Origin of the sequence: Pseudomonas sp. NS1(2017), assembly GCF_002269425.1 — a bacterium.
In the GTDB taxonomy this organism is placed as follows: Bacteria; Pseudomonadota; Gammaproteobacteria; order Pseudomonadales; family Pseudomonadaceae; genus Aquipseudomonas; species Aquipseudomonas reactans.
On sequence record NZ_CP022960.1, the window covers coordinates 892,060 to 910,904 of the forward strand.

Annotated in this window: 18 protein-coding genes; 5 read left to right on the forward strand and 13 right to left on the reverse strand. The window is 61.3% G+C overall.

Translation table 11 applies throughout. From position 1 onward, the window contains the following. Window positions 1–141: 141 nt before the first annotated feature. Both CI807_RS04300 and CI807_RS04305 read left to right on the forward strand, forming a co-directional pair. Window positions 142–1,548, forward strand: coding sequence for an adenosylmethionine--8-amino-7-oxononanoate transaminase (locus CI807_RS04300; RefSeq protein ID WP_016976075.1), 1,407 nt, complete (start codon window positions 142–144; stop codon window positions 1,546–1,548). 120 nt (window positions 1,549–1,668) lie between these two features. Further along, a complete protein-coding gene (locus CI807_RS04305) occupies window positions 1,669–2,388 on the forward strand; it encodes a 16S rRNA (uracil(1498)-N(3))-methyltransferase (protein WP_095013847.1) in 720 nt (239 codons plus the stop codon). Window positions 2,389–2,391: 3 nt separating this feature from the next. Here CI807_RS04305 and CI807_RS04310 read toward each other — a convergent pair whose 3' ends face one another. From CI807_RS04310 to CI807_RS04320, 3 genes are read right to left on the reverse strand one after another with little or no spacing between them, the layout of a single operon-like run. Beyond that, window positions 2,392–3,294, reverse strand: a complete 903-nt coding sequence (locus CI807_RS04310) for a transporter substrate-binding domain-containing protein (RefSeq protein ID WP_095013848.1) — start codon at window positions 3,292–3,294, stop codon at window positions 2,392–2,394. A gap of 25 nt (window positions 3,295–3,319) precedes the next feature. After that, window positions 3,320–3,670, reverse strand: coding sequence for a RidA family protein (locus CI807_RS04315; RefSeq protein ID WP_095013849.1), 351 nt, complete (start codon window positions 3,668–3,670; stop codon window positions 3,320–3,322). A 10-nt stretch (window positions 3,671–3,680) separates the two neighbouring features. Further along, window positions 3,681–4,913: a D-amino acid dehydrogenase gene (locus CI807_RS04320; RefSeq protein ID WP_095017499.1), complete on the reverse strand. Its 1,233-nt coding sequence runs from the start codon at window positions 4,911–4,913 to the stop codon at window positions 3,681–3,683. A gap of 99 nt (window positions 4,914–5,012) precedes the next feature. Here CI807_RS04320 and CI807_RS04325 point away from each other — a divergent pair, with 99 nt between their 5' ends. Then, window positions 5,013–5,915 carry a LysR family transcriptional regulator gene (locus CI807_RS04325; RefSeq protein ID WP_095013850.1) on the forward strand — a complete coding sequence of 301 codons (903 nt, stop codon included), beginning with the start codon at window positions 5,013–5,015 and terminating at the stop codon, window positions 5,913–5,915. On the opposite strand, the gene CI807_RS04330 is transcribed toward CI807_RS04325, so the two are convergent. After that, window positions 5,910–6,527 (reverse strand): hemolysin III family protein, encoded by a 618-nt coding sequence (locus CI807_RS04330; RefSeq protein ID WP_010207192.1) that lies wholly within the window; start codon window positions 6,525–6,527, stop codon window positions 5,910–5,912. The genes CI807_RS04325 and CI807_RS04330 overlap by 6 nt on opposite strands. A gap of 144 nt (window positions 6,528–6,671) precedes the next feature. Between CI807_RS04330 and CI807_RS04335 the strand changes: the two genes are divergently transcribed. Further along, window positions 6,672–7,586, forward strand: coding sequence for a LysR substrate-binding domain-containing protein (locus CI807_RS04335; RefSeq protein WP_095013851.1), 915 nt, complete (start codon window positions 6,672–6,674; stop codon window positions 7,584–7,586). 56 nt (window positions 7,587–7,642) lie between these two features. Here the strand turns inward: CI807_RS04335 and madM are convergent, their stop codons facing one another. From madM to mdcA, 9 genes are all read right to left on the reverse strand, one after another. Next, window positions 7,643–8,407, reverse strand: a complete 765-nt coding sequence (gene madM, locus CI807_RS04340) for a malonate transporter subunit MadM (protein WP_010207194.1) — start codon at window positions 8,405–8,407, stop codon at window positions 7,643–7,645. Between the two features lies 1 nt (window position 8,408). After that, window positions 8,409–8,813 carry a malonate transporter subunit MadL gene (gene madL / locus CI807_RS04345; RefSeq protein ID WP_095013852.1) on the reverse strand — a complete coding sequence of 135 codons (405 nt, stop codon included), beginning with the start codon at window positions 8,811–8,813 and terminating at the stop codon, window positions 8,409–8,411. Between the two features lie 67 nt (window positions 8,814–8,880). Then, the gene (mdcH, locus tag CI807_RS04350; protein WP_095013853.1) at window positions 8,881–9,780 is read right to left on the reverse strand and encodes a malonate decarboxylase subunit epsilon; all 900 of its coding nucleotides are present in this window, start codon (window positions 9,778–9,780) and stop codon (window positions 8,881–8,883) included. Next, the gene (locus CI807_RS04355) at window positions 9,777–10,364 is read right to left on the reverse strand and encodes a malonate decarboxylase holo-ACP synthase (RefSeq protein WP_095013854.1); all 588 of its coding nucleotides are present in this window, start codon (window positions 10,362–10,364) and stop codon (window positions 9,777–9,779) included. Before CI807_RS04355 ends, mdcH begins: the two co-directional genes overlap by 4 nt. After that, the gene (gene mdcE / locus CI807_RS04360) at window positions 10,358–11,128 is read right to left on the reverse strand and encodes a biotin-independent malonate decarboxylase subunit gamma (RefSeq protein ID WP_095013855.1); all 771 of its coding nucleotides are present in this window, start codon (window positions 11,126–11,128) and stop codon (window positions 10,358–10,360) included. Before mdcE ends, CI807_RS04355 begins: the two co-directional genes overlap by 7 nt. Continuing rightward, the gene (locus CI807_RS04365; RefSeq protein ID WP_095013856.1) at window positions 11,125–11,967 is read right to left on the reverse strand and encodes a biotin-independent malonate decarboxylase subunit beta; all 843 of its coding nucleotides are present in this window, start codon (window positions 11,965–11,967) and stop codon (window positions 11,125–11,127) included. The genes mdcE and CI807_RS04365 overlap by 4 nt, the downstream gene beginning before the upstream one ends. Further along, a complete protein-coding gene (locus CI807_RS04370) occupies window positions 11,960–12,259 on the reverse strand; it encodes a malonate decarboxylase subunit delta (RefSeq protein ID WP_095013857.1) in 300 nt (99 codons plus the stop codon). The genes CI807_RS04365 and CI807_RS04370 overlap by 8 nt, the downstream gene beginning before the upstream one ends. Next, on the reverse strand, window positions 12,259–13,092 hold the full coding sequence (locus CI807_RS04375; protein ID WP_095013858.1) for a triphosphoribosyl-dephospho-CoA synthase: 834 nt from the start codon (window positions 13,090–13,092) through the stop codon (window positions 12,259–12,261). The genes CI807_RS04370 and CI807_RS04375 overlap by 1 nt, the downstream gene beginning before the upstream one ends. Continuing rightward, window positions 13,093–14,763 (reverse strand): malonate decarboxylase subunit alpha, encoded by a 1,671-nt coding sequence (mdcA, locus tag CI807_RS04380; protein ID WP_095013859.1) that lies wholly within the window; start codon window positions 14,761–14,763, stop codon window positions 13,093–13,095. Between the two features lie 211 nt (window positions 14,764–14,974). Here mdcA and CI807_RS04385 point away from each other — a divergent pair, with 211 nt between their 5' ends. Beyond that, on the forward strand, window positions 14,975–18,706 hold the full coding sequence (locus tag CI807_RS04385; RefSeq protein ID WP_095013860.1) for a dermonecrotic toxin domain-containing protein: 3,732 nt from the start codon (window positions 14,975–14,977) through the stop codon (window positions 18,704–18,706). Window positions 18,707–18,845: the final 139 nt, after the last annotated feature.

Consider the following 18,845-nt stretch of genomic DNA (forward strand, 5'->3'; position numbering starts at 1 on the left):
CTATCCAGAAGAAACGTGACAGACCGTCCTGCCTTTACCGTCAATTCATAGGTAATGGCTTGTGACACAGCCATGCATTGCATAGGCTTGCGCGATTGTTTTACCTGCGCCCGCCGCAGGACCGCTTCGAGGAGATGACCGATGGGCTTGAACAACCAGTGGATGCAACGCGACCTGGCGGTGCTGTGGCATCCCTGCACCCAGATGAAAGACCACCAGCAACTGCCGCTGATCCCGATCAAGCGCGGTGAAGGCGTGTGGCTGGAAGACTTCGAAGGCAAGCGCTACCTCGATGCCGTCAGTTCCTGGTGGGTCAACGTGTTTGGCCACGCCAACCCGCGCATCAACCAGCGCATCAAGGACCAGGTCGACCAACTGGAACATGTGATCCTGGCCGGTTTCAGCCACCAGCCGGTGATCGAGCTGTCCGAGCGCCTGGTGCAAATGACGCCTGAAGGCCTGACCCGCTGCTTCTATGCCGACAACGGCTCGTCCTGCATCGAAGTCGCGCTGAAGATGAGCTTCCACTATTGGCTCAACCGCGGCCTTCCAAATAAAAAGCGCTTCGTCACCCTGACCAACAGCTACCACGGCGAAACCATTGCCGCGATGTCGGTAGGCGACGTGCCGCTGTTTACCGAAACCTACAAGGCGCTGCTGCTCGACACCATCAAAGTGCCAAGCCCCGATTGCTACCTGCGCCCCGAAGGCGTGAGCTGGGAAGACCACTCGCGCACGATGGCCCAAGTGATGGAACAGACCCTCGCCGAGCACCACGACACCGTCGCCGCCGTGATCATCGAACCGCTGATCCAGGGTGCCGGCGGCATGCGCATGTACCACCCGGTGTATCTCAAATTGCTGCGCGAAGCCTGCGATCGCTACGGCGTGCACTTGATACACGACGAAATCGCCGTAGGCTTCGGTCGCACCGGCAGCATGTTCGCCTGTGAGCAGGCCGGCATCCGCCCGGACTTCCTGTGCCTCTCCAAGGCCCTCACCGGCGGTTACCTGCCGTTGGCCGCCGTGGTCACCACCGATGACGTGTACGACGCGTTCTACGACGACTACCCGACTCTGCGCGCCTTCCTGCACTCCCACAGCTACACCGGCAACCCGCTGGCGTGTGCGGCAGCCTTGGCGACCCTGGATATCTTCGAAGAAGACAACGTCATCGAGAACAACAAGGCCCTGGCCCAACGCATGGCCACCGCCACCGCGCATCTGGTGGACCACCCGCATGTGTCGGAAGTACGCCAGACCGGCATGGTGCTGGCCATCGAGATGGTCCAGGACAAAGCCACCAAGGCCGCCTACCCCTGGCAGGAACGCCGTGGCCTGAAGGTGTTCGAGCACGCCCTGGAGCGCGGCGCGCTGTTGCGGCCTCTGGGCAGCGTGGTGTACTTCTTGCCGCCCTATGTGATTACGCCGGAACAGATCGACTTCCTCGCCGAAGTGGCCAGCGAAGGCATCGATATCGCCACCAATAGTAGGGTCAGCGTTGCCGTGCCGAAAGATTTCCACCCAGGCTTCCGTGATCCGGGCTGATTGCCGAACTCCTTGTAGGAGCGAGCTTGCTCGCGAAGGCACTCCAGGCGCATCGCTGCGTCGGATGTACGTTCTTCGCGAGCAAGCTCGCTCCTACATAAACCTCTTCAGAGAACAGAAATGAGACTGTCCCGCTTTTTCACCGACACCCCGCTGAGCATTGGCGATCACGAACTGCCGGAAGCCCAGGCGCACTACATCAGCCGTGTGCTGCGCATGGGCGAAGGTGACGCCGTGCAATTGTTCGACGGCTCCGGCCAGGAGTTCCGGGGCAGCCTGCTGGAGGTCGGCAAGAAACGCGTTACCGTGCAACTCACCGAAAGCTTTGCGGGCCAAGCTGAATCGCCGCTGCATATCCACCTCGGCCAGGGCCTGTCCCGTGGCGAGCGCATGGATTGGGCGATCCAGAAAGCCACCGAACTGGGCGTCAACGCCATCACGCCGATTTTCAGCGAGCGCTGCGAAGTGCGCCTCAAGGACGAACGCGCCGACAAACGCCTGCTGCACTGGCGCCAGGTGGCGATCAGCGCCTGCGAGCAATGCGGGCGCTCCACGGTGCCGGTGATTCACCCACCGCTGCTGCTGACGGATTGGTTGAAACAGACCGAAGCGGACTTGAAGTTGGTGCTGCACCCGGTGGCCGAGCCGATGGTCAGCCACGCCAAGCCTTCCAGCCTGGCCTTTCTGATCGGCCCTGAAGGTGGGCTGACCGACAATGAAGTCGACATCGCCCAAGCTGCCGGCTACCACGCCGCCCGCCTCGGCCCGCGTGTATTGCGCACCGAGACGGCGCCGGTGGTGGCGTTGGCAGTCGCCCAACAGTTGTGGGGCGACTTCTAGGGTTTACTCCACCGGGTCACTGATCGGCTTGGCAATGATCGCCTTCAATTCGCTGGTCATCGGGAATTCCAGGTTCAGGCCCTTGGGCGGAATCGGCTGCTCAAACCAGCGCTGGTAAATCCCGTTGATCTCGCCACTGCGGTACAGGTCGGCGAGTGTTTCGTTGACCACCGCCAGAAACTGCGGGTCGTCCTTGCGCACCATGCAACTGTAGATTTCTCGCGATTGCTCCTCGCCCACCACGACCCAGTTGTGTGGGTCCTTGGCCTTGGCGCGCTCGCCGTAGAGCAACGCGTCGTCCATGTAGAACGCCGCAGCGCGACCGGTCTCAAGCATCTTGAACGCTTCGCCGTGGTCCTTGGCGCTGATCACGAACATGTTGGTCTTGTGCTCGGCGTTGTAACTCTTGAGGAAGCGCTCGTTGGTGGTGCCCGCGGTGGTCACCACGTTCTTGCCTGCCAGGTCGGGAAAGCCTTTGATGCCGCTGTCCTTGGCCGTGAGCAATTGCCCCTTCACGTAGATAAACCCGTAGGAAAACGCCACCTGCTTCTGCCGCTCGGCGGTCACGCCGGTGGAGCCGCATTCCAGATCGACCGTGCCGTTCTGCACCAGCGGGATGCGGGTCTGGGAAGTCACCAGGTTGTACTTCACATTGAGCGTGGCCACCCCGGTTTTCTGCTGGATGCGCTCGACGATCTTGTTCGCCAGCTCCACCGAATAGCCCATGGGCTTGCCACTGTGATCCCCCACGTAGGAAAACGGCACCGACGCATCGCGATAGCCCAAGGTTATGGACTTGGCGCTGGCGATCTTGGCCAGCGCACCGTCCAGGAGCGCTTGATTCGCATAGGCCTGTGCGCTGAACAAAAGCCCCAAGGTGCAGCCGGTCAACAGGATCTTTTTCATTGTTATTCTCCGTTGGTCTTTGAAGTTACTTACGTACAGCGATCACACTGATTTCCACCAGCACACTCGGGCGCGCCAGTTCTGCTTGCAGGGTGGTGCGCGTCGGCGCCATGCCGGGCGACAGCCAGGCCGACCACTCGTCGTTCATCGGCGCAAAACCTGCCCGGATGTCTTTCAGGTAAATCGTCGCGTTGAGCAGGTGATCCTTGTCGCTGCCTGCCTGGGCCAACAGCGCATCGATCTTGGCCAGCACTTCGCGGGTCTGCGTGGCCACATCCTGGCCTTCACCGGGCACTTGGCCCGAGAGAAACACCAGGTCCTTGAAAATGGCCGCGCCACTCAGGCGTTCATTGCTGCTGATTCGGGTGATGGTCATCGGTGCATCCTTATGCAGCGCGGGGCGCAAGGCCCTGCATATCAATCGAAGGGGCGCGCTGGCTGATCAGCTCGGCCAGCAGTTGGCCGCTACCGCAGGCCAGGGTAAAACCGAGAGCGCCGTGGCCAAGGTTCAGCCACAGGTTGCGGCAGGTGCTGGCGCCAATCAGCGGTACGCCTGTCGGCGTCGCCGGACGCATGCCGGCCCATTCCACCGCGCGGGCGTAGTCGCCGGCGTCAGGAAACGTCTCCAGTGCCTGGCGCTTCATCAACGCCAGGCGTTTGGGCTCAAGGCTGGCGTCGAAGCCAACGATATCCACCATCGCGGCTACCCGCAGTTGCTCACCAATACGCGCATACACGATCTTACGGTCGTAATCGGTGATGCTCACATTCGGCGCCTGATGTTGCGTGCCAATCGGCACGCTGAGGCTGTAGCCCTTGAGCGGGTACATCGGCAACGGCACCCCCAGCTCGGCGCTGCGATACCCGGCCGCCAGCACCAGATGTTCGACAGGCATCACCTCATCGCCCAACTCGATGGCCTGCACTGTGCCCTCGGCGTGGCGAATACCGGTGACCTTGCGGCCCAGCAAAAAGCGGCATCGTCCCGACGCTTCCAACCGCGCCGCCAACTGCTGGCAGAAGGCGTGACAATCACCCACTTCTTCATTGGGCGTGTAGATCCCCCCGACAAAACCACCACCCGCCAGCGCGGGTTCCAGGCGTGCGCAATCGGCGGCCGAAAGCACTTGCTGTTGCAGGATATCGGCGACCTTGCTGCGCGCCTTTTCAAAAGAGCCGGCATTGCGAAAGGTCACCAGCTTGCCGTTGCGCCGCCAATCGAAGCCATCCAGGTGATCTTCGTCACGCCACCGCTGCAAGGTGTCCTGGCTCAGGGACGCCAGGCGCAACAGGTGAGCGGCATTGCGTTTGTTCACCGAGCCACGGCAAGCACCGAGAAACGCCGCCATCCAGCGCCACTGTTGCGGGTCGAGACGCGGGCGCAGCTTCAAGGGAGAGTCACCGCGCAACAACCAACCAATGGCTTGCAGCGGCACACCGGCATCGGCCAGTGGCGCGACGTAGCGATAAGACAGCTGCCCACCGTTGGCAAAGCTGGTCTCGCTGCCCAGGGTCCGGCGCGCATCGATCACCGTCACCTCATGACCTGCACGCACCAACGCATAGGCGCTGGCCAGACCAATCACTCCACCCCCGATGATGCACACCATTGCCGCCACCCGCCGTTGAATCAAGAGGCCTCAAGCCTAGGGGCAGGTGACAGGTCGCCGACAATGAATAAAGATGGCTCACCTATAAACAAAGGTTATGGACTCGCCATGCGCTTGCGTCATATCGAAATCTTCCAGGCCATCCGCCAGACCGGCTCCGTCAGCGCCGCCGCGCAGTTGTTGCACGTGTCGCAACCGGCGGTGACCAAGGTGCTGCAACACGCTGAATTGCAACTGGGCTTCCCGCTGTTCCTGCGAGTGCGCGGCAAATTACAGCCCACCCCGGAAGCCCTGGCGCTGGAAAGCGAAGTGGAGAAAGTCACCGAAAGCCTGCAAGGGGTGCGGCGCCTGGCCAAGAGTTTGCGCCGTGCACCGGGCCAGAGCGTGCGCATCGGCGCGATCCCGGCGCTGGCCCTCTCGTTGCTGCCACCGGCGATTCTGGAATGGAAGCGCGACTATCCGGACATGGCCTGCGAGCTGTCCAGCGACCACAGCCGCGAGTTGGTGCAAAAGCTGCTGATGCGCGAGATCGACCTGGCGCTGACGCTCAACTTCTCCGGCCATCCGGGGTTGACCACGCAGGTGCTGGCCAACGGTGTGCTGGTGGCGCTGGCATCCAAAGGCTATTGGTCCGACGCCGAGCTGAGCCAGCCGCTCCCCCTGACGGACCTGGCAGGCACCGCATTGATTGGTCTTTCCAGCGCCGACCCGCTGGCAGCGAAACTCGACAGCTACCTGGAAAACGTCGACCCACCGCCGCGGGTGACGATCTCCGTACAAACCTACTCCCTGGCCCGTGCCATGGTGGAGTCCGGCGCCGGCCTGACGGTGATCGACCCCTTCACTGCCCTCGGTGCCTCGACAGCCACCACGTGCATCCGCACACTCACCCCGCCGCTGCCGATTACCCTGTACGCCCTCACCCGCGCCGATGAACCACCGCCGCACATGCTGGCCAATCTGCTGCAGATTTTTGGCCACCGAGCCCGTGAGCTTCTGGAGCGTTTATAGGACGTAATGCATGATCGCCACGAAGTGCAACAAACTCCCGCCGATCACAAACAAATGCCAGATCCCATGGGAATGACGCAGGCGGTCCTCCAAGGCAAAAAAGATGATGCCGACGGTGTATAAAACGCCGCCCGACGCCAGCCAGATAAACCCCGCCGTGCCCAATGCGGCGAGCAGCGGCTTGACCGCCACCAGCACGATCCAACCCATCACCGCGTAAATCACGATCGACAGGATGCGTGCCTCGGAGCGCGGCTTGATCTCCTGCAGGATGCCAATCACCGCCAGCCCCCACACGATGCCAAACAGCGTCCAGCCCCACGGCCCTCTCAAGGTCACCAGGCAAAACGGCGTGTAACTGCCGGCGATCAACAGGTAGATCGAAAAGTGATCAACCTTTTGCATGATCTCTTTTCGACGCCCACGCACGCTGTGGTACACCGTGGACGCGCTGTACAGCACCATCAGCGTGAAGCCGTAAATCGCTACGCTGACGATCTTCCAGGGGCTGCCGTCCAGGCTTGCCACTACCAACATCCATACGGCGCCAATACACGCCGCGACTGCACCGAGCAAATGGCTCCAGGCGTTGAATCGTTCCCCGTGGTACATGTGCCGCTGACCTCCTGTAACCATTAAGGGCTGAGCGGCAAGCGTCCAGCCTTGCGCATAAGAGTGCAAGTGGCGTGTGACGTTCCGGGGACGGCGCGCGGTTTTGCGGGCACAATCGAGGGTAATCGAACAAGAGCCACGGCCATGCTGATCGACGAAGAATTCACCCTCAAAAAGCTCGAGATCTTCCTGGCGTTCATGCGCACCGGCAACCTGGCCCGCGCTGCCGCCGAGCTGCAGACCAGCAACGTCAGCGTGCACCGCGCCATCCATTCCCTGGAAAATGCCCTGCGCTGCCCGCTGTTCAAACACGAAGGGCGCAACCTCACGCCGCTGGAAAGCGCCTACGTCTTGGAAGAACGCGCGCAGAAGCTGGTGGCCGATGTGGTCGACAGCGTGCGCCTCACCCGAGAAGCCGCTGGCTTCTCTGCCGAGCGCTTCAAGCTCGGCTCGCTGTATTCGCTGACGGTGAAGACCGTGCCGCAATTGATCATGGGCCTGAAGATCCGCCGCAGCGAACTCAATATCGACCTGATCCTGGGCTCCAATTTCGACCTGCTCTACAAGCTCAAAAACATGGAAGTGGACGCTATCCTCATCTCCCTCGACGAACACGCCAACGACCCGGACTGCGAACAGATCGCGCTGTTCTCCGACGACATATTCCTCGCCACCCCGGCTGACTCACCGTTCGACCGCGATCAACAGATCGACCTGGCGGATGTGCGCGATGCAACCTTCATCACCCTCACCCAAGGCTTCGCCACGCACCAGGATGGCAATCGTGTGTTCAAACAGGCGGGGTTCGAGCCGAAGGTGGCGATGCAGGTCAATGACATCTTCACGTTGCTGAGCATGGTCAGTTCGGGCGTGGGTTATGCGCTGCTGCCGGGCAGGATTGCGGCGGTGTATGAGAACCGCGTGAAATTGATACCGCTGCAACCCCGGTATCGGTTGCAGCAGCATATTGGCGTGGTGTTCCTGAAGGCCAAGGAGCGTGATCCGAACTTGCTGGCGTTGTTGGCGGAGTGCCGCATGTACGCCAATCGGCAGGCTTGAGACATTCCTTGTGGTGAGCGGGCTTGCCACAAAAGCGGTCGATCGCATGGCAGAGGTTAGCCGACCAGACCGCGCACGATGAAGTACAGCAACGAAGGCCCAAGCAAACACCCAAGCCCGGTATGGAACGTCGCCGTCAGCGCGCCATACGGCACCAAGCGCCGATCTGTCGCCGCCAAGCCAGCCGTCACACCACTGACAGTGCCGGCCAACCCACCAAATACCATCGCCGAACGCGGGTTATCCAAGCCCATCCAGCGCGCCGCCACAGGCGTGCCGACCATCACCAGGATCGCCTTGATCAACCCGGTGGCAATCGACAGCGCCATCACATCCGAGGTCGCACCAATCGCCGCACCGGTCACTGGGCCGACGATATAGGTCACGGCACCCGCGCCAATGGTGGTCATGCTGATCGCATCGCGATAACCAAAGGCCCAGGCCATGCTCGCGCCGACGATAAACGGCAGGATCGTGCCCAGCAGCAACGCGATCACACCGATCATTCCGGCTTTGCGCGCCTCGGTGGCTTGCACTTCAAACGCCGTGGCGACGATGGCGAAGTCGCGCAACATCGCGCCACCCATCAAGCCGATGCCGGAGAACAGCGCCAGGTCCGCCAGGCCTTTCTGGCCGCCGGTGATCGTGCCGCCGACCCAGGCCAGGACCAGGCCGATGACAATGGCAATTGCCGAGCCATGGATGCGCCCGAAGGTCAGCCGCTTGGACAGCACCACCGAGATCCACATCACCACACCAACGAAGGCAAACGCGGTAATCAGGCCGTTGTGTTCCAAACCTTTTTCAATGAGATCCCACATATCAGCGACCTCCTACTGGCGCGATCATCGGCTCTTCATCGGGCAGCGGTTCACCCTTGTGGGTACGGCTGATCAGCGCGATGGTGCAACCACACACCACCACAGAACCAATCGCCGCGAGCACCGCCACCGGCCCACCGTGCAGGGCGGTGACCACGTTTTGTTGCGCGGCCATCGCCACCACCACCGGGATGTACATCGCGCCCCAGAAGCCCACGCCCATTTCGCAGTCCTTGGTCATGCCGCCGCGCTTTTGCATCCACAGGCGGGCGCAGATCAACAGGATCATCGCGATCCCCACCCCGCCCACATTGGATTTGACGCCCAGCAACACGCCGAGCATGTCGCCCATGATCACGCCCGCAAGCGTGCAGATCGCCAGCAATGCCACACCGTAGATAATCATTGTTGTTGTCCTCAAAGTGCTCGATCGAAATTGTTGTTGTTGTGCTTCGAAAGCCTTGGGTGCTGCTTTATCGGTGGCGGCGCTCCTCCTCTTGCAGCAGGGCCTGCAAGGTGTCCAGGCGTGCGCCTTCGCAGGCGATCGCCGTGCCTTGTTCGAATACGCGGCGTGACAGGCCGGTGAGCACGGCGCCCGGTGGCAGTTCGATCTGCAGGCGCACGCCACGCTCGTAGGCGCTTTGCACGGTGCCGCGCCAGTCGACGATGCGGCACATGTTGAAGGCCAGGTCGTCGCGCAATTGTTCGGGGTTGTGGATCGGCCGCGCACGGGTGCTGCTCAGGTAGGTGATGCGCGGAGCCTTGAGCGGCACGAAGGCTTGCGCCAAAGCCTGGGCCGGTTGCTCCAGCAACGCGCAATGAGACGGCACGCTGACGGCCAGGCGCTTGGCGATGCCGTTGCCTTTGATGCGACTGGCGACAAGCTTCATGGCTTGGTCGCTGCCGGCGATCACCGTCTGGTTGTCGGCGTTGATATTGGCCAGGTACACCGGGGTTTCGGGGCTGTGGATTTCGGCCAGCAGGCTTTCGACGGTGGATAACTCCGGGCCGATGATCGCGGTCATGCCATAGCCCTGTGGATAAGCGTTTTGCATCAACTCGCCGCGCAGGCTTACCAGTGTGAGGGCGTCGGCGAAATCCAGCGCACCGGCAATCACTGCCGCCGGGTAGGCACCGATGGACAGCCCTGCGACGTAATCCGGGGCGTGTTGCAGCAGGCGGGCGTGGGCCACGCCGGCGATCAGCAGGCAGAGTTGTACCGCGCGGGTATTCGCCAAGGCCTCAGCCGAATCCAATGCCCGAACGTCTTCACCCAAGGCATCGCTGGCGTGTTCCAACACATCGGCCGGCAACGCCTGGAGCATGCCCGGACGTTGGGCGCCCTGGCCGGGGAACACTAAAAGGCTGCTCATGCCACAGCCTGCCAAGGATCAATAACGAGGTGCGCACCGCTGGCGGTTTTCAACAGCACCCGCCGCGATGGACCGGCCCATTCGCGCAGGGCGATAGCGCCGAAAGGTGTTTGCAGTTGCATATCCACAGCGCACGCGGCTTTGTCCAAGGCTGCCAGCAAGTCGCGTGCATCGTTGCGATCCAGCGGCTCGGGCGTGCGCAGCATCAGGTCCAGATCACTCTGGGCATGCAGCGCTTCAATGCCCGTGGCCAGCTCAAAACCCGCGCTGCCGGTGACGCCCCAATTCAAGGGCGTCAGCACTGGCCGCAACTGTTCGAGCGCCTGCAAGGCCGGTAAGTCCCGTGTCGAGACAACGTCACGCAGCGCTTGCGGCGTGACTCGCCGCTGCACCGCGGCAATCGGCATCTCGGCAGCAAACCGCTGCTCGCGCAAACGCCCGCGCACGCCCACCGCGACCCAGCCCGGCGTGACGGTGGCGCGACGCACCACCACAGTGCCTACTGCCTCCACCGCCCACGCCGGAGCATCAGCAGGCAGATGCGCCGGGGTCATGCCCCAGAGCAAGTCGTGGGCGTTCACCACTGTTCCCGCAGCAGTTGGCGTACGTGGCTGGAAGCCGCGCGGTTGGTCGCACCAAGGCGGACGCTCAAGTCGGTGCTGCCAATATCCTTGATCGCACTCACCAGGCAATCGCTGACCCGCGCCACATCCTCCGGCGTGGGTTGTTCAATCTGGTTGACCGACAAGGTTTCCCACAGCAACCCCAGACTGGCGTAACTGTCGATGTCGTAGGCCATGGGCGGCACGCTGGCGGCCAGGGCTTCCAGCTCTTCAACGCTGCGCAGCGTCACGCGCGCGGCCGAGGCCTTGCCCATGGCGTGCACCATCACACCGGGATCGCGCAGGGCAATCAGGCGATTGGCTTGATACCCATGGGCGAGAAACGCACCGGACATCGCCTTGCCCACCAACAGCGCAATCACCGGGTGCCCCGCCAGACGCGCGCGGGCATAGCTGTCGGCGGCGGCGGCCAGGGCTTGGTGGATGCCGAGGGCTTCTTCGCGACGGCCATAGGCTTGGCTCGGTACATCGACGATGGCGATGATCGGGCGCTTGTCGCCACGGGCGATGGCTTCATCGACGGCCTTCGCCAGCCCCCAGCCTTCCAGCAGGCCGACTTCGCCGTTGCGGGCGCGGGGGAAGCGGTTTTGCGCGTCGGTGACCACAGCGATGTAGCGCACAGGCTGCTCACCCAGCACACCATCAGCGACTTTCAACGAGCGTGGCAAACCCTCAACGGCTGTCGCTCCGGCGCTCAATGCGTTGAACCACTGCAAACCTCTCATGAGCGTTCTCCTTGATACAGCGCAAGTACCGTTGCCGGGTCGATCTGCGGCGTGGCGTCCAGTTCGGCCAAGCGCGCCAGGTAATAGTCGGCCTGGCGGCTGCGTTGTTGGGTGGGCAGGCCTTTTTGTAGTAATGCGCTGACGGTCTGTTGAATCTCGGCCACATCGTCCGCGACATAGCGATCGGCCAAGCCGCTGTTGAAGCGTTGCTCACCGCCCGTAAGGCTCCAGATGAAAGGCCGGTCGCGGGAGTCGTACTCCTCAAGCCCCGCTTCCTGTTCGATGACTTGCGGGCCATTCAAACCCAGGCGCGCTTCGCGGGTGACGACAAGGTAACTGCACAATCCAGCCGCAATGGACATGCCGCCAAAGCAACCGACACTGCCCGCCACCACGCCGATCACCGGCTGGTATTGGCGCAGGTCGACAATCGCCGCGTGGATATCCGCGATGGCCGCCAGTCCCAGGTTGGCCTCCTGCAAACGTACGCCACCGGTTTCCAGCAGCAGCACGGCGCGGGTGGGAATGCCCTTGCGATTGTCCTCGGCCGCCAGCTCCAAGGCACCCGCAATTTTTGCGCCGCCGACTTCACCGAGGCTGCCACCTTGGAAGTTGCCTTCGATGGCAGCAACTACCACAGGCTTTCCGTCGATGCTGCCCTTGGCGATCACCACACCGTCATCGGCCTGCGGCACTACACCTTGGCGACTGAGCCACGGCGACATGACGCGCTGGAACGGGTCGATCAATTCGCGGTAGGAACCGACGTCCAGCAACGCCTTGGCCCGCTGCCGCGCGCCCAGTTCAACGAAGCTGTGTTTGGCGAGTAAGTCAGTCATGGCCGACCTCCTCGAAACCCTGCTCCAGGCGCAAGCGCACCACGCCGGGGGTAGCACCGAAATCGTGGATATCAATGTTCAAGGCCGGTGGCGTGTGTTCCTGGAAGATGCGTTCGAACAGATGCTGCCAGCGTTGTTCGGCGCCATTCACCGAGGTCTGCACCTGGATGGTCAGCGTGCCCGGCGTACCCGGCTCCAGCAGCACTTCCAGGTCGCCCGAGCCAACGCATCCCACCAGCGCACGGCCTTTTGGCGGCTGCCCGGCGGGGAATTCAAAGGATAAGGTTTCCATCACAACGCTCCGTCGAGGCGGTCGATAAACAGACAGGCGGCCAGCAAGTCGGCGGCGCCGCCGGGGGAGGCATTCAGGGCCAGCAGTTGAAGGTCTAACTCATGCAGTTGGCGACGCCCGGCCAGCGTTGCGCTGCCACCTGCATCAAGTACCGCTTGAGCACCCTGCTGCATCGCTAGCAGGCCTTCGGGACCGGCGCGGTAAAGCACGCAGGTGTCGGCCAGTTCGGTCATGATCGCCAGCAAGGCGTCCAGGCGGGCGTTCTGTTCGCCTGCATTGTGCTGGCGGCTTTTATGCAGCTGCGGCAAGCCACGTTGCACCACCGAGGGGAAGCCGAGCTGGGCTTCTTCACGGGCACCGCGCGCGCCGTAGCGCTGGGCGACCTGGACGCCGTGACTCATGGTTTGCGGCGCGTAGCGGTCGTTGAGCAAGGCTAATCTGGCGGCGTTCAGGGTGATGGCGCGTGGCTCCAGCGCTGCCGCTGCGGTGAGTAAACCGAGGGCCCAGATCGCGCCGCGATGGGTGTTCACGCCGTGGGTGGTGACGAGCATCGCTTGCTCACCGTCGCGGCCAATACGCCCAAGGGCTTCGCGCAGGGGCAAGCCGACTTCACCGAACTCAATCGCGGCTTCAGCCATCTCCTTGAACATCGGCCACAGCGACAACGCCGAGGCGTGCATCAGGCCCAGGTGCAGATCGCTATGGGCGCCGTTGCCGCGACGGTCCACCAAGGCAGGTTTGGGCGACAGGTCCGCTTCATCGATCAGTGCATCGACGGCCATATCCGCCAGGCGTTCAGCGAGGGTCAGTTCATGCAGTTTGAGTGCGCGCATTTACCAGCTCCTGAATTTGGCGGGCGGGTTGTACAGGCCACCGGACCAGTCCACCAGGTCGGCCACACTCTTGGCGGCCAACAATTCGCGGGTGGCGTCGGTGCGGCGAATCCCTAAGTCTTCGGGCAAGGCAATCAAGCCTTCGCGGCGCATGCGCGCGGTGTCCTTGGGGTTGTGGCGCATGCCGATGGCGGTGACGCCTGCAACGGCAGCGATCATCGCCTGGCGCTCTTCAAGGGAACGCGCCTTGTACAGGTAGGCGATGCCTTCTTCGGTGAGCAGGTGGGTGACGTCATCGCCATAGATCATGATCGGCGCCAGGGGCATGCCGCTTTTGCGGGCGACCTCCACGGCATCGAGGGTGTCGACGAAGGTGGGTTTGCCGCCTTCCTGGAAGGTCTCGACCATTTGCACCACGAGTTTTTTACCGCGTTCCAAAAGCGCTTCTGGGGCATCGTCGTGGCGCATATCCAGCCAGGCGGGCGTGCCATGGCGACGACCGCGTGGGTCGTGACCCATGTTCGGTGCGCCACCAAATCCGGCGAGGCGGCCACGGGTCACGGTAGAGGAATGGCCGTCACCGTCGACTTGCAACGTCGCACCGATAAACAGGTCCACCGCGTATTGGCCGGCGAGTTGGCAGAACATACGGTTGGAACGCATCGAGCCGTCGCGGCCGGTGAAGAACACATCCGGCCGGGCGGCGATGTAGTTTTCCATGCCCAATTCAGTGCCGAAGCAATGCACGCTTTCCACCCAGCCACTTTCAATCGCGGGGATCAGCGTTGGGTGTGGGTTGAGGGTCCAGTTGCGGCAGATTTTACCCTTGAGGCCGAGGGATTCGCCGTAGGTCGGCAGAATCAACTCAATGGCGGCAGTATTGAAACCAATGCCGTGGTTGAGGGACTGCACGTTGTGTTTTTCGTAGATGCCACGGATCGCCATCATCGCCATCAGCACGTGCACCGGTTTGATATGGCGCGGGTCGCGGGTGAACAGCGGCTCGATGTAAAACGGCTTGTCGGCCACCACCACAAAATCCACCCAGCTCGCCGGGATATCCACGCGCGGCAAATCGGTGACGTCGTCCACCAACTGGTTGACCTGCACGATCACGATGCCATCGCTGAACGCGGCGGGCTCGATCAGCGCCGGGGTGTCTTCAGTGCTGGCGCCGGTGTAGATGTTGCCGGCGCGGTCGGCCATAAAACCGGCCGAAAGCACCACGTTAGGGATCAGGTCCACCACCAGCCGCGCATAGAGTTCGATGTAGGTGTGGATCGCGCCGATTTCCAGCAGACCGTCTTCCAGCAATTGGCTGATGCGCAGGGATTGGGTGCCGGCGAAGGAGAAATCCAGCTTGCGGGCGATGCCTTTTTCAAACAGATCCAGGTGCTCGGAACGGCCGACACTGGGCATGATCATGTGCAAATCGTGGAGCTTGGCCGGGTCGGCCTTGGCCAGGGAGCGCGAGAGGAAGTCGGCCTGTTTCTGGTTGTTGCCTTCCAGTACCACGCGGTCGCCGGGGAGGATCAGCGCCTCAAGCGCCTCGACGATCTTGTCGCTGGGCAGTACCGCACCGTCTGCAAACTGTTTGACCAGCCCGAGCCGCCGCTGCTTCTCGTCGCGCCGCCGCGTCCAGCGCGAGTCGGGGGTGATGGTTGTTGTCATGGTCGCTCCACGGGTTGGCTGTCGTGGAACTACCTTAGGGACGACCAACAGCGCGATCAATCAAGCTGGTTAAGCAACCGTTACGGTCAGAGTAACGATTATCGAATTCTTACATTTCCGAAGGAACCATTCGCCTTTCAATTCTCACAGATCTGACGACTTACAAGGAAAGTAGGCATAAAACTCACAACTGCCTTGCGAGATCCGTCTCATGACCCTCTCTGTTCAAACGGTGGCGCCCCGTCCCTCCGAAACACTCCTCAAACCTTCACCCGCCAATACCCAATCGGCAGCCGGTATCACTGCCCAACAGCAACCTGCACCACTTTCAACCATCTCTACCTATGCACCAGACGGTTTGCTCTTACCCACGTCACCCGGCATACCACCGGCCACGGCCGAGCGTAATGCGCTGGCGGTACACTTCAAGGTCAGCGATACAGAGATTCTCATCGATCAACACGACAACCTGAGTGCCACAATTCAACGCCTATACAGCCAACAACCCAGCTTTAAAGCCTTTGTGCAGGCGCAACTTGAAAAAGCCTTTCCGGGCGTGCGGCCGCTCAATGCCGAGATGATCGCCTATAATCGCTACACCAGCAGCGGCGACGTCAAAACACTGACCTCCTCCCAACCGTTAGTGAGCGCCCTTTTCGACGAGATTAGAGCTGTCCTGGCCGACCCGGATAAGGTCATGCCAGACGAAAGCGGCGTGCGCAGCGAGTTCATCACAAGACAGACACCCGGAGACAGCGCCAGCCCAGCGATCACTTCCGGCACGCTGCACTCCATCGCCCGAGACATTGCCACGCAATACCCCAAGACCCTCCAGACGTTCTGGGCCACGCCCCGTCCAAACGAAAAACAACCACGCATTGTGGAGCCGCCGCAAAACCAACTGTTAACCCTGCACAAGCAACAACTGTCGACCCTGGCAGCGTTACGCATGAGTGACGGAACACTGAGCCCAACCAGCAAACAACTGATTGATACCGCACTGCAATTCCCCACGCTGGCCGAACGCGAGAGTGCCTTCGCCAACGGCGCCCGACCTGGCGTATACCCCATCACCGTCGATGACGGCACTGAGAAGGGTGCGCTGCTGGCTGGCGCCTTCCTCATCACCAAGACCGATAACTCTTGGGCCACTATGCCTACATGGCCGAATGGTCGGGCGCTCCCGCTCAACGATGCCAATGGTCCGGTGGTGCTGTATACACCCAGTGAAGGGTTCGAGGAGTTCACAACCCCTGCCCAGGCACGCCAGGCCTTGGCCAACCGCCTTGACCAAGGCGGCCCCCAAACCGACTTATTGTTGCAACAGCTGCCGTTGGCACTGCAAAACCGTGAAGAGCCAAGCGATGACTTGATGCGCAGCGCCGAACCCTTGACCGGGGACGTGTTGGCCGAGGGGGTACCCTGGATGCTCAAGCGTCAGCAAGAAGACATTCAAGCCCGAGCTATCCAGACATTCACCCCCCTCGGCACCAACCCGCTGACAGACCCGACTTCATCGCAGGCTCTCGATGATTCCGCCGACTGGTCGTACCTACTCGACGGCAGCAACGCCATGTCAGCACGCGACGACAAACTGGCAGATAAACTACAGCCCGAGTGGTTGAAAAAACTGAGCCCTACCCAAGTAGCGTTGTTCGACTACTTGGAAAATGCCGAGCAAAAAAGCACCCGTGCGCTGGCACCCTTGCTGGAAAGAATCCCCAATATTGGAGCCTTCTCCCGGGACCGGATTGGTGCGGCCCTCCAAAAGCTATACCCGTCCGTGCAAGTGGATGCAGACAAGCTAATGGTCAAGGTGGAAACCAAGACCAGGTTTCACCTGGGTCGACCCAGTCACAATGAAACGCCGTTTGTCAAAAGCCACACCGTGTCACTGACGGATCTGGCGCTAAAAAACCCGACCGAGTTCCCAGTAGCTGAAAGCACTCAGTTCACCCAAACCACCTTTAAGTTGCCGCTGTACGATACCCAAGGCAAACCTATTCTGGACGCTGACGGCACGCAGGTCACCTGGGACACCGAGCAGCTTAAGACGCTGGTCAATACCGCAGACGTGGGTGGCGAATACACCAAGCTGCTAAAGACAGAACTGGCAACGGATGCCGAGTCAGGGCCCGCAGGCGAGGTTCGCAAAGCCTGGAAAGCCAACCTGAGCGATAGCCTGGAAAAGGATGCGCTGCTCGCAGAACTCAACCCGGACGCCTATGAGGCAAACGCCAAACAGGACACCACCACCAAACGAGGCGCGCAATGGGTTGCCGCCGTCCTGGGCTATCCCGACGACGCTGACCGGCCTCAGGTCGATGGAAAAACCATCGTCGCCAATACCCTTCTCCAGCGCGGGCTGCCGGTACAGGGGGCAATGGTGATCGGCAATCAGACAGATAAGGCGATGGTGCTGTACACACCCAATGCGCCGGACGGCGTATCGTTTCGCGAACTCGAAGACCAGGCTGCACTGAATACCCTGTTGGACAAAAACGAATGGAGGGTCTACACCGCAAACAGAAAGTCGCCGGTCAAAAAGGATGACGTTGAAAAAGCCTATGCTGCGCTCAAGAGGGGCCCTATCGACTACCTGACGAACCCCTTCAAAATCGTCGATACAACGGTCCAGACGCTCAAATTGCAGGGCTCGGCTTCGGCACTCCAGCCCATTAAAGGCAATTTCCAGGATGATCTGTACAAACAGCACGTACAACTGGTCATCGATAAAGCAGACCACCAATCGGTGAGCAGCGCGGAAGTCGCGACTCAATCGAAAATCAACAAGGCCCAGTTCGGGATTGAAGTGGGTATGGCACTGCTCGATGTGGTTCCAGTCATCGGCAAAGGCCTATCAGCGGGGGCCCGGCTGGCAAAGACCGGCCTCAGAGTCTTACGCGCCAATGGCAAAGCTTTGCCACGGATGATCAAGAGTCCTCGCCTGGGACGTGCGGTGTATGCAGATATTCCGGCGACGGCGACACGCCTCCCGAATGTTCGTACTGCGCCATTGCGCCCGGTCCCCAATAATACGCCGCCGCCCCAACCCAGGCTCGCCCCCGTAGTTAACACGCCACCCTCTGCGGGACCCGCTGCACCCCGCGACCTGAGCGCTTTCACCGTGCCGGATGACGTGATCAAGGGCGTTCCCGTGAGCGCAAGTGGTACGTATAGGGTCGGCGAAAATTTCTACGTGCGTTACACCGACGGAACTGGGGTCAACAAGGTGTACCTGATCGATTCGGGCTTTCATGCACGCACCGGAACGGTCTCCATCCTGGACCCCAATGAACCCTTGACGAGATCAACGTTCTTCCGGCGGCGGGAGAACCTGGTGCGTGCCAGCAATGGTGAGTGGCGATCGAGCAGGTTACCGGCCGGGGCCCCGTTCCCAGGGCAAACAGCGAGGGCTCCCAAACGTCCTCTAGGGCCAACCGCTCACAATTCGGGTAACACGCCGAGCAGCCAGCCACTCACCAAACGCCCTAGAGTACCCGAGAGCTTCCCGGGTGAAAAAGCACTCATGGAGCCACCGGTCAAAGGCAAGAACGTTTTCTATCACTACACAGGGCATAAGCCTCATGCCGCCATCAGCGCCAGTCGCAACCTTGAACCTTCAAGCTCCACATTGACCGGCGAGGCCCTGCCCCGGGGAAAAGGCCGGCATTACTTTACGGACCTTGCGCCGGACGACATGCCCACCAAGCAGATCTCAGAGACCATCTTCGGACGCCGTAAATATGGCAACGCGCTGGACAAGATGACGCACTACTACGAAGTGAATACCTCGGGCTTAAACGTAATCAAAAGCACGGAAAACCCGCATATATTTTATGTGGATGTGCCGTTTTCCATTCCGCTGACCTATAGAGGAGGACCGAATGGGGAGTTGACTACTCGCATTATTTCTCATGGGAAAACGCCCTTGAAAGTCTGATCCCTCCTCACAAGCGCCTCCAACTGGCAGTCCGCGATCGAGGCAAGCCCCCCACCTTTGCTCAGCAGTGTTTCAGAGTGAGTGGCTGACAGGGGGGCACTTGCTCCAGTGTCCTTAAGGTTGGGTGAATGACGACTCA

Excerpts from the sequence above, each read along its gene's own strand:
- CI807_RS04300 (WP_016976075.1), top strand. The coding sequence starts at position 142 with ATGGGCTTGAACAACCAGTGGATGCAACGCGACCTGGCGGTGCTGTGG.
- CI807_RS04305 (WP_095013847.1), top strand. The coding sequence starts at position 1,669 with ATGAGACTGTCCCGCTTTTTCACCGACACCCCGCTGAGCATTGGCGAT.
- CI807_RS04310 (WP_095013848.1), bottom strand. The coding sequence starts at position 3,294 with ATGAAAAAGATCCTGTTGACCGGCTGCACCTTGGGGCTTTTGTTCAGC.
- CI807_RS04315 (WP_095013849.1), bottom strand. The coding sequence starts at position 3,670 with ATGACCATCACCCGAATCAGCAGCAATGAACGCCTGAGTGGCGCGGCC.
- CI807_RS04325 (WP_095013850.1), top strand. The coding sequence starts at position 5,013 with ATGCGCTTGCGTCATATCGAAATCTTCCAGGCCATCCGCCAGACCGGC.
- CI807_RS04330 (WP_010207192.1), bottom strand. The coding sequence starts at position 6,527 with ATGTACCACGGGGAACGATTCAACGCCTGGAGCCATTTGCTCGGTGCA.
- CI807_RS04335 (WP_095013851.1), top strand. The coding sequence starts at position 6,672 with ATGCTGATCGACGAAGAATTCACCCTCAAAAAGCTCGAGATCTTCCTG.
- madM (WP_010207194.1), bottom strand. The coding sequence starts at position 8,407 with ATGTGGGATCTCATTGAAAAAGGTTTGGAACACAACGGCCTGATTACC.
- madL (WP_095013852.1), bottom strand. The coding sequence starts at position 8,813 with ATGATTATCTACGGTGTGGCATTGCTGGCGATCTGCACGCTTGCGGGC.
- mdcH (WP_095013853.1), bottom strand. The coding sequence starts at position 9,780 with ATGAGCAGCCTTTTAGTGTTCCCCGGCCAGGGCGCCCAACGTCCGGGC.
- mdcE (WP_095013855.1), bottom strand. The coding sequence starts at position 11,128 with ATGAGAGGTTTGCAGTGGTTCAACGCATTGAGCGCCGGAGCGACAGCC.
- CI807_RS04365 (WP_095013856.1), bottom strand. The coding sequence starts at position 11,967 with ATGACTGACTTACTCGCCAAACACAGCTTCGTTGAACTGGGCGCGCGG.
- CI807_RS04370 (WP_095013857.1), bottom strand. The coding sequence starts at position 12,259 with ATGGAAACCTTATCCTTTGAATTCCCCGCCGGGCAGCCGCCAAAAGGC.
- CI807_RS04375 (WP_095013858.1), bottom strand. The coding sequence starts at position 13,092 with ATGCGCGCACTCAAACTGCATGAACTGACCCTCGCTGAACGCCTGGCG.
- mdcA (WP_095013859.1), bottom strand. The coding sequence starts at position 14,763 with ATGACAACAACCATCACCCCCGACTCGCGCTGGACGCGGCGGCGCGAC.
- CI807_RS04385 (WP_095013860.1), top strand. The coding sequence starts at position 14,975 with ATGACCCTCTCTGTTCAAACGGTGGCGCCCCGTCCCTCCGAAACACTC.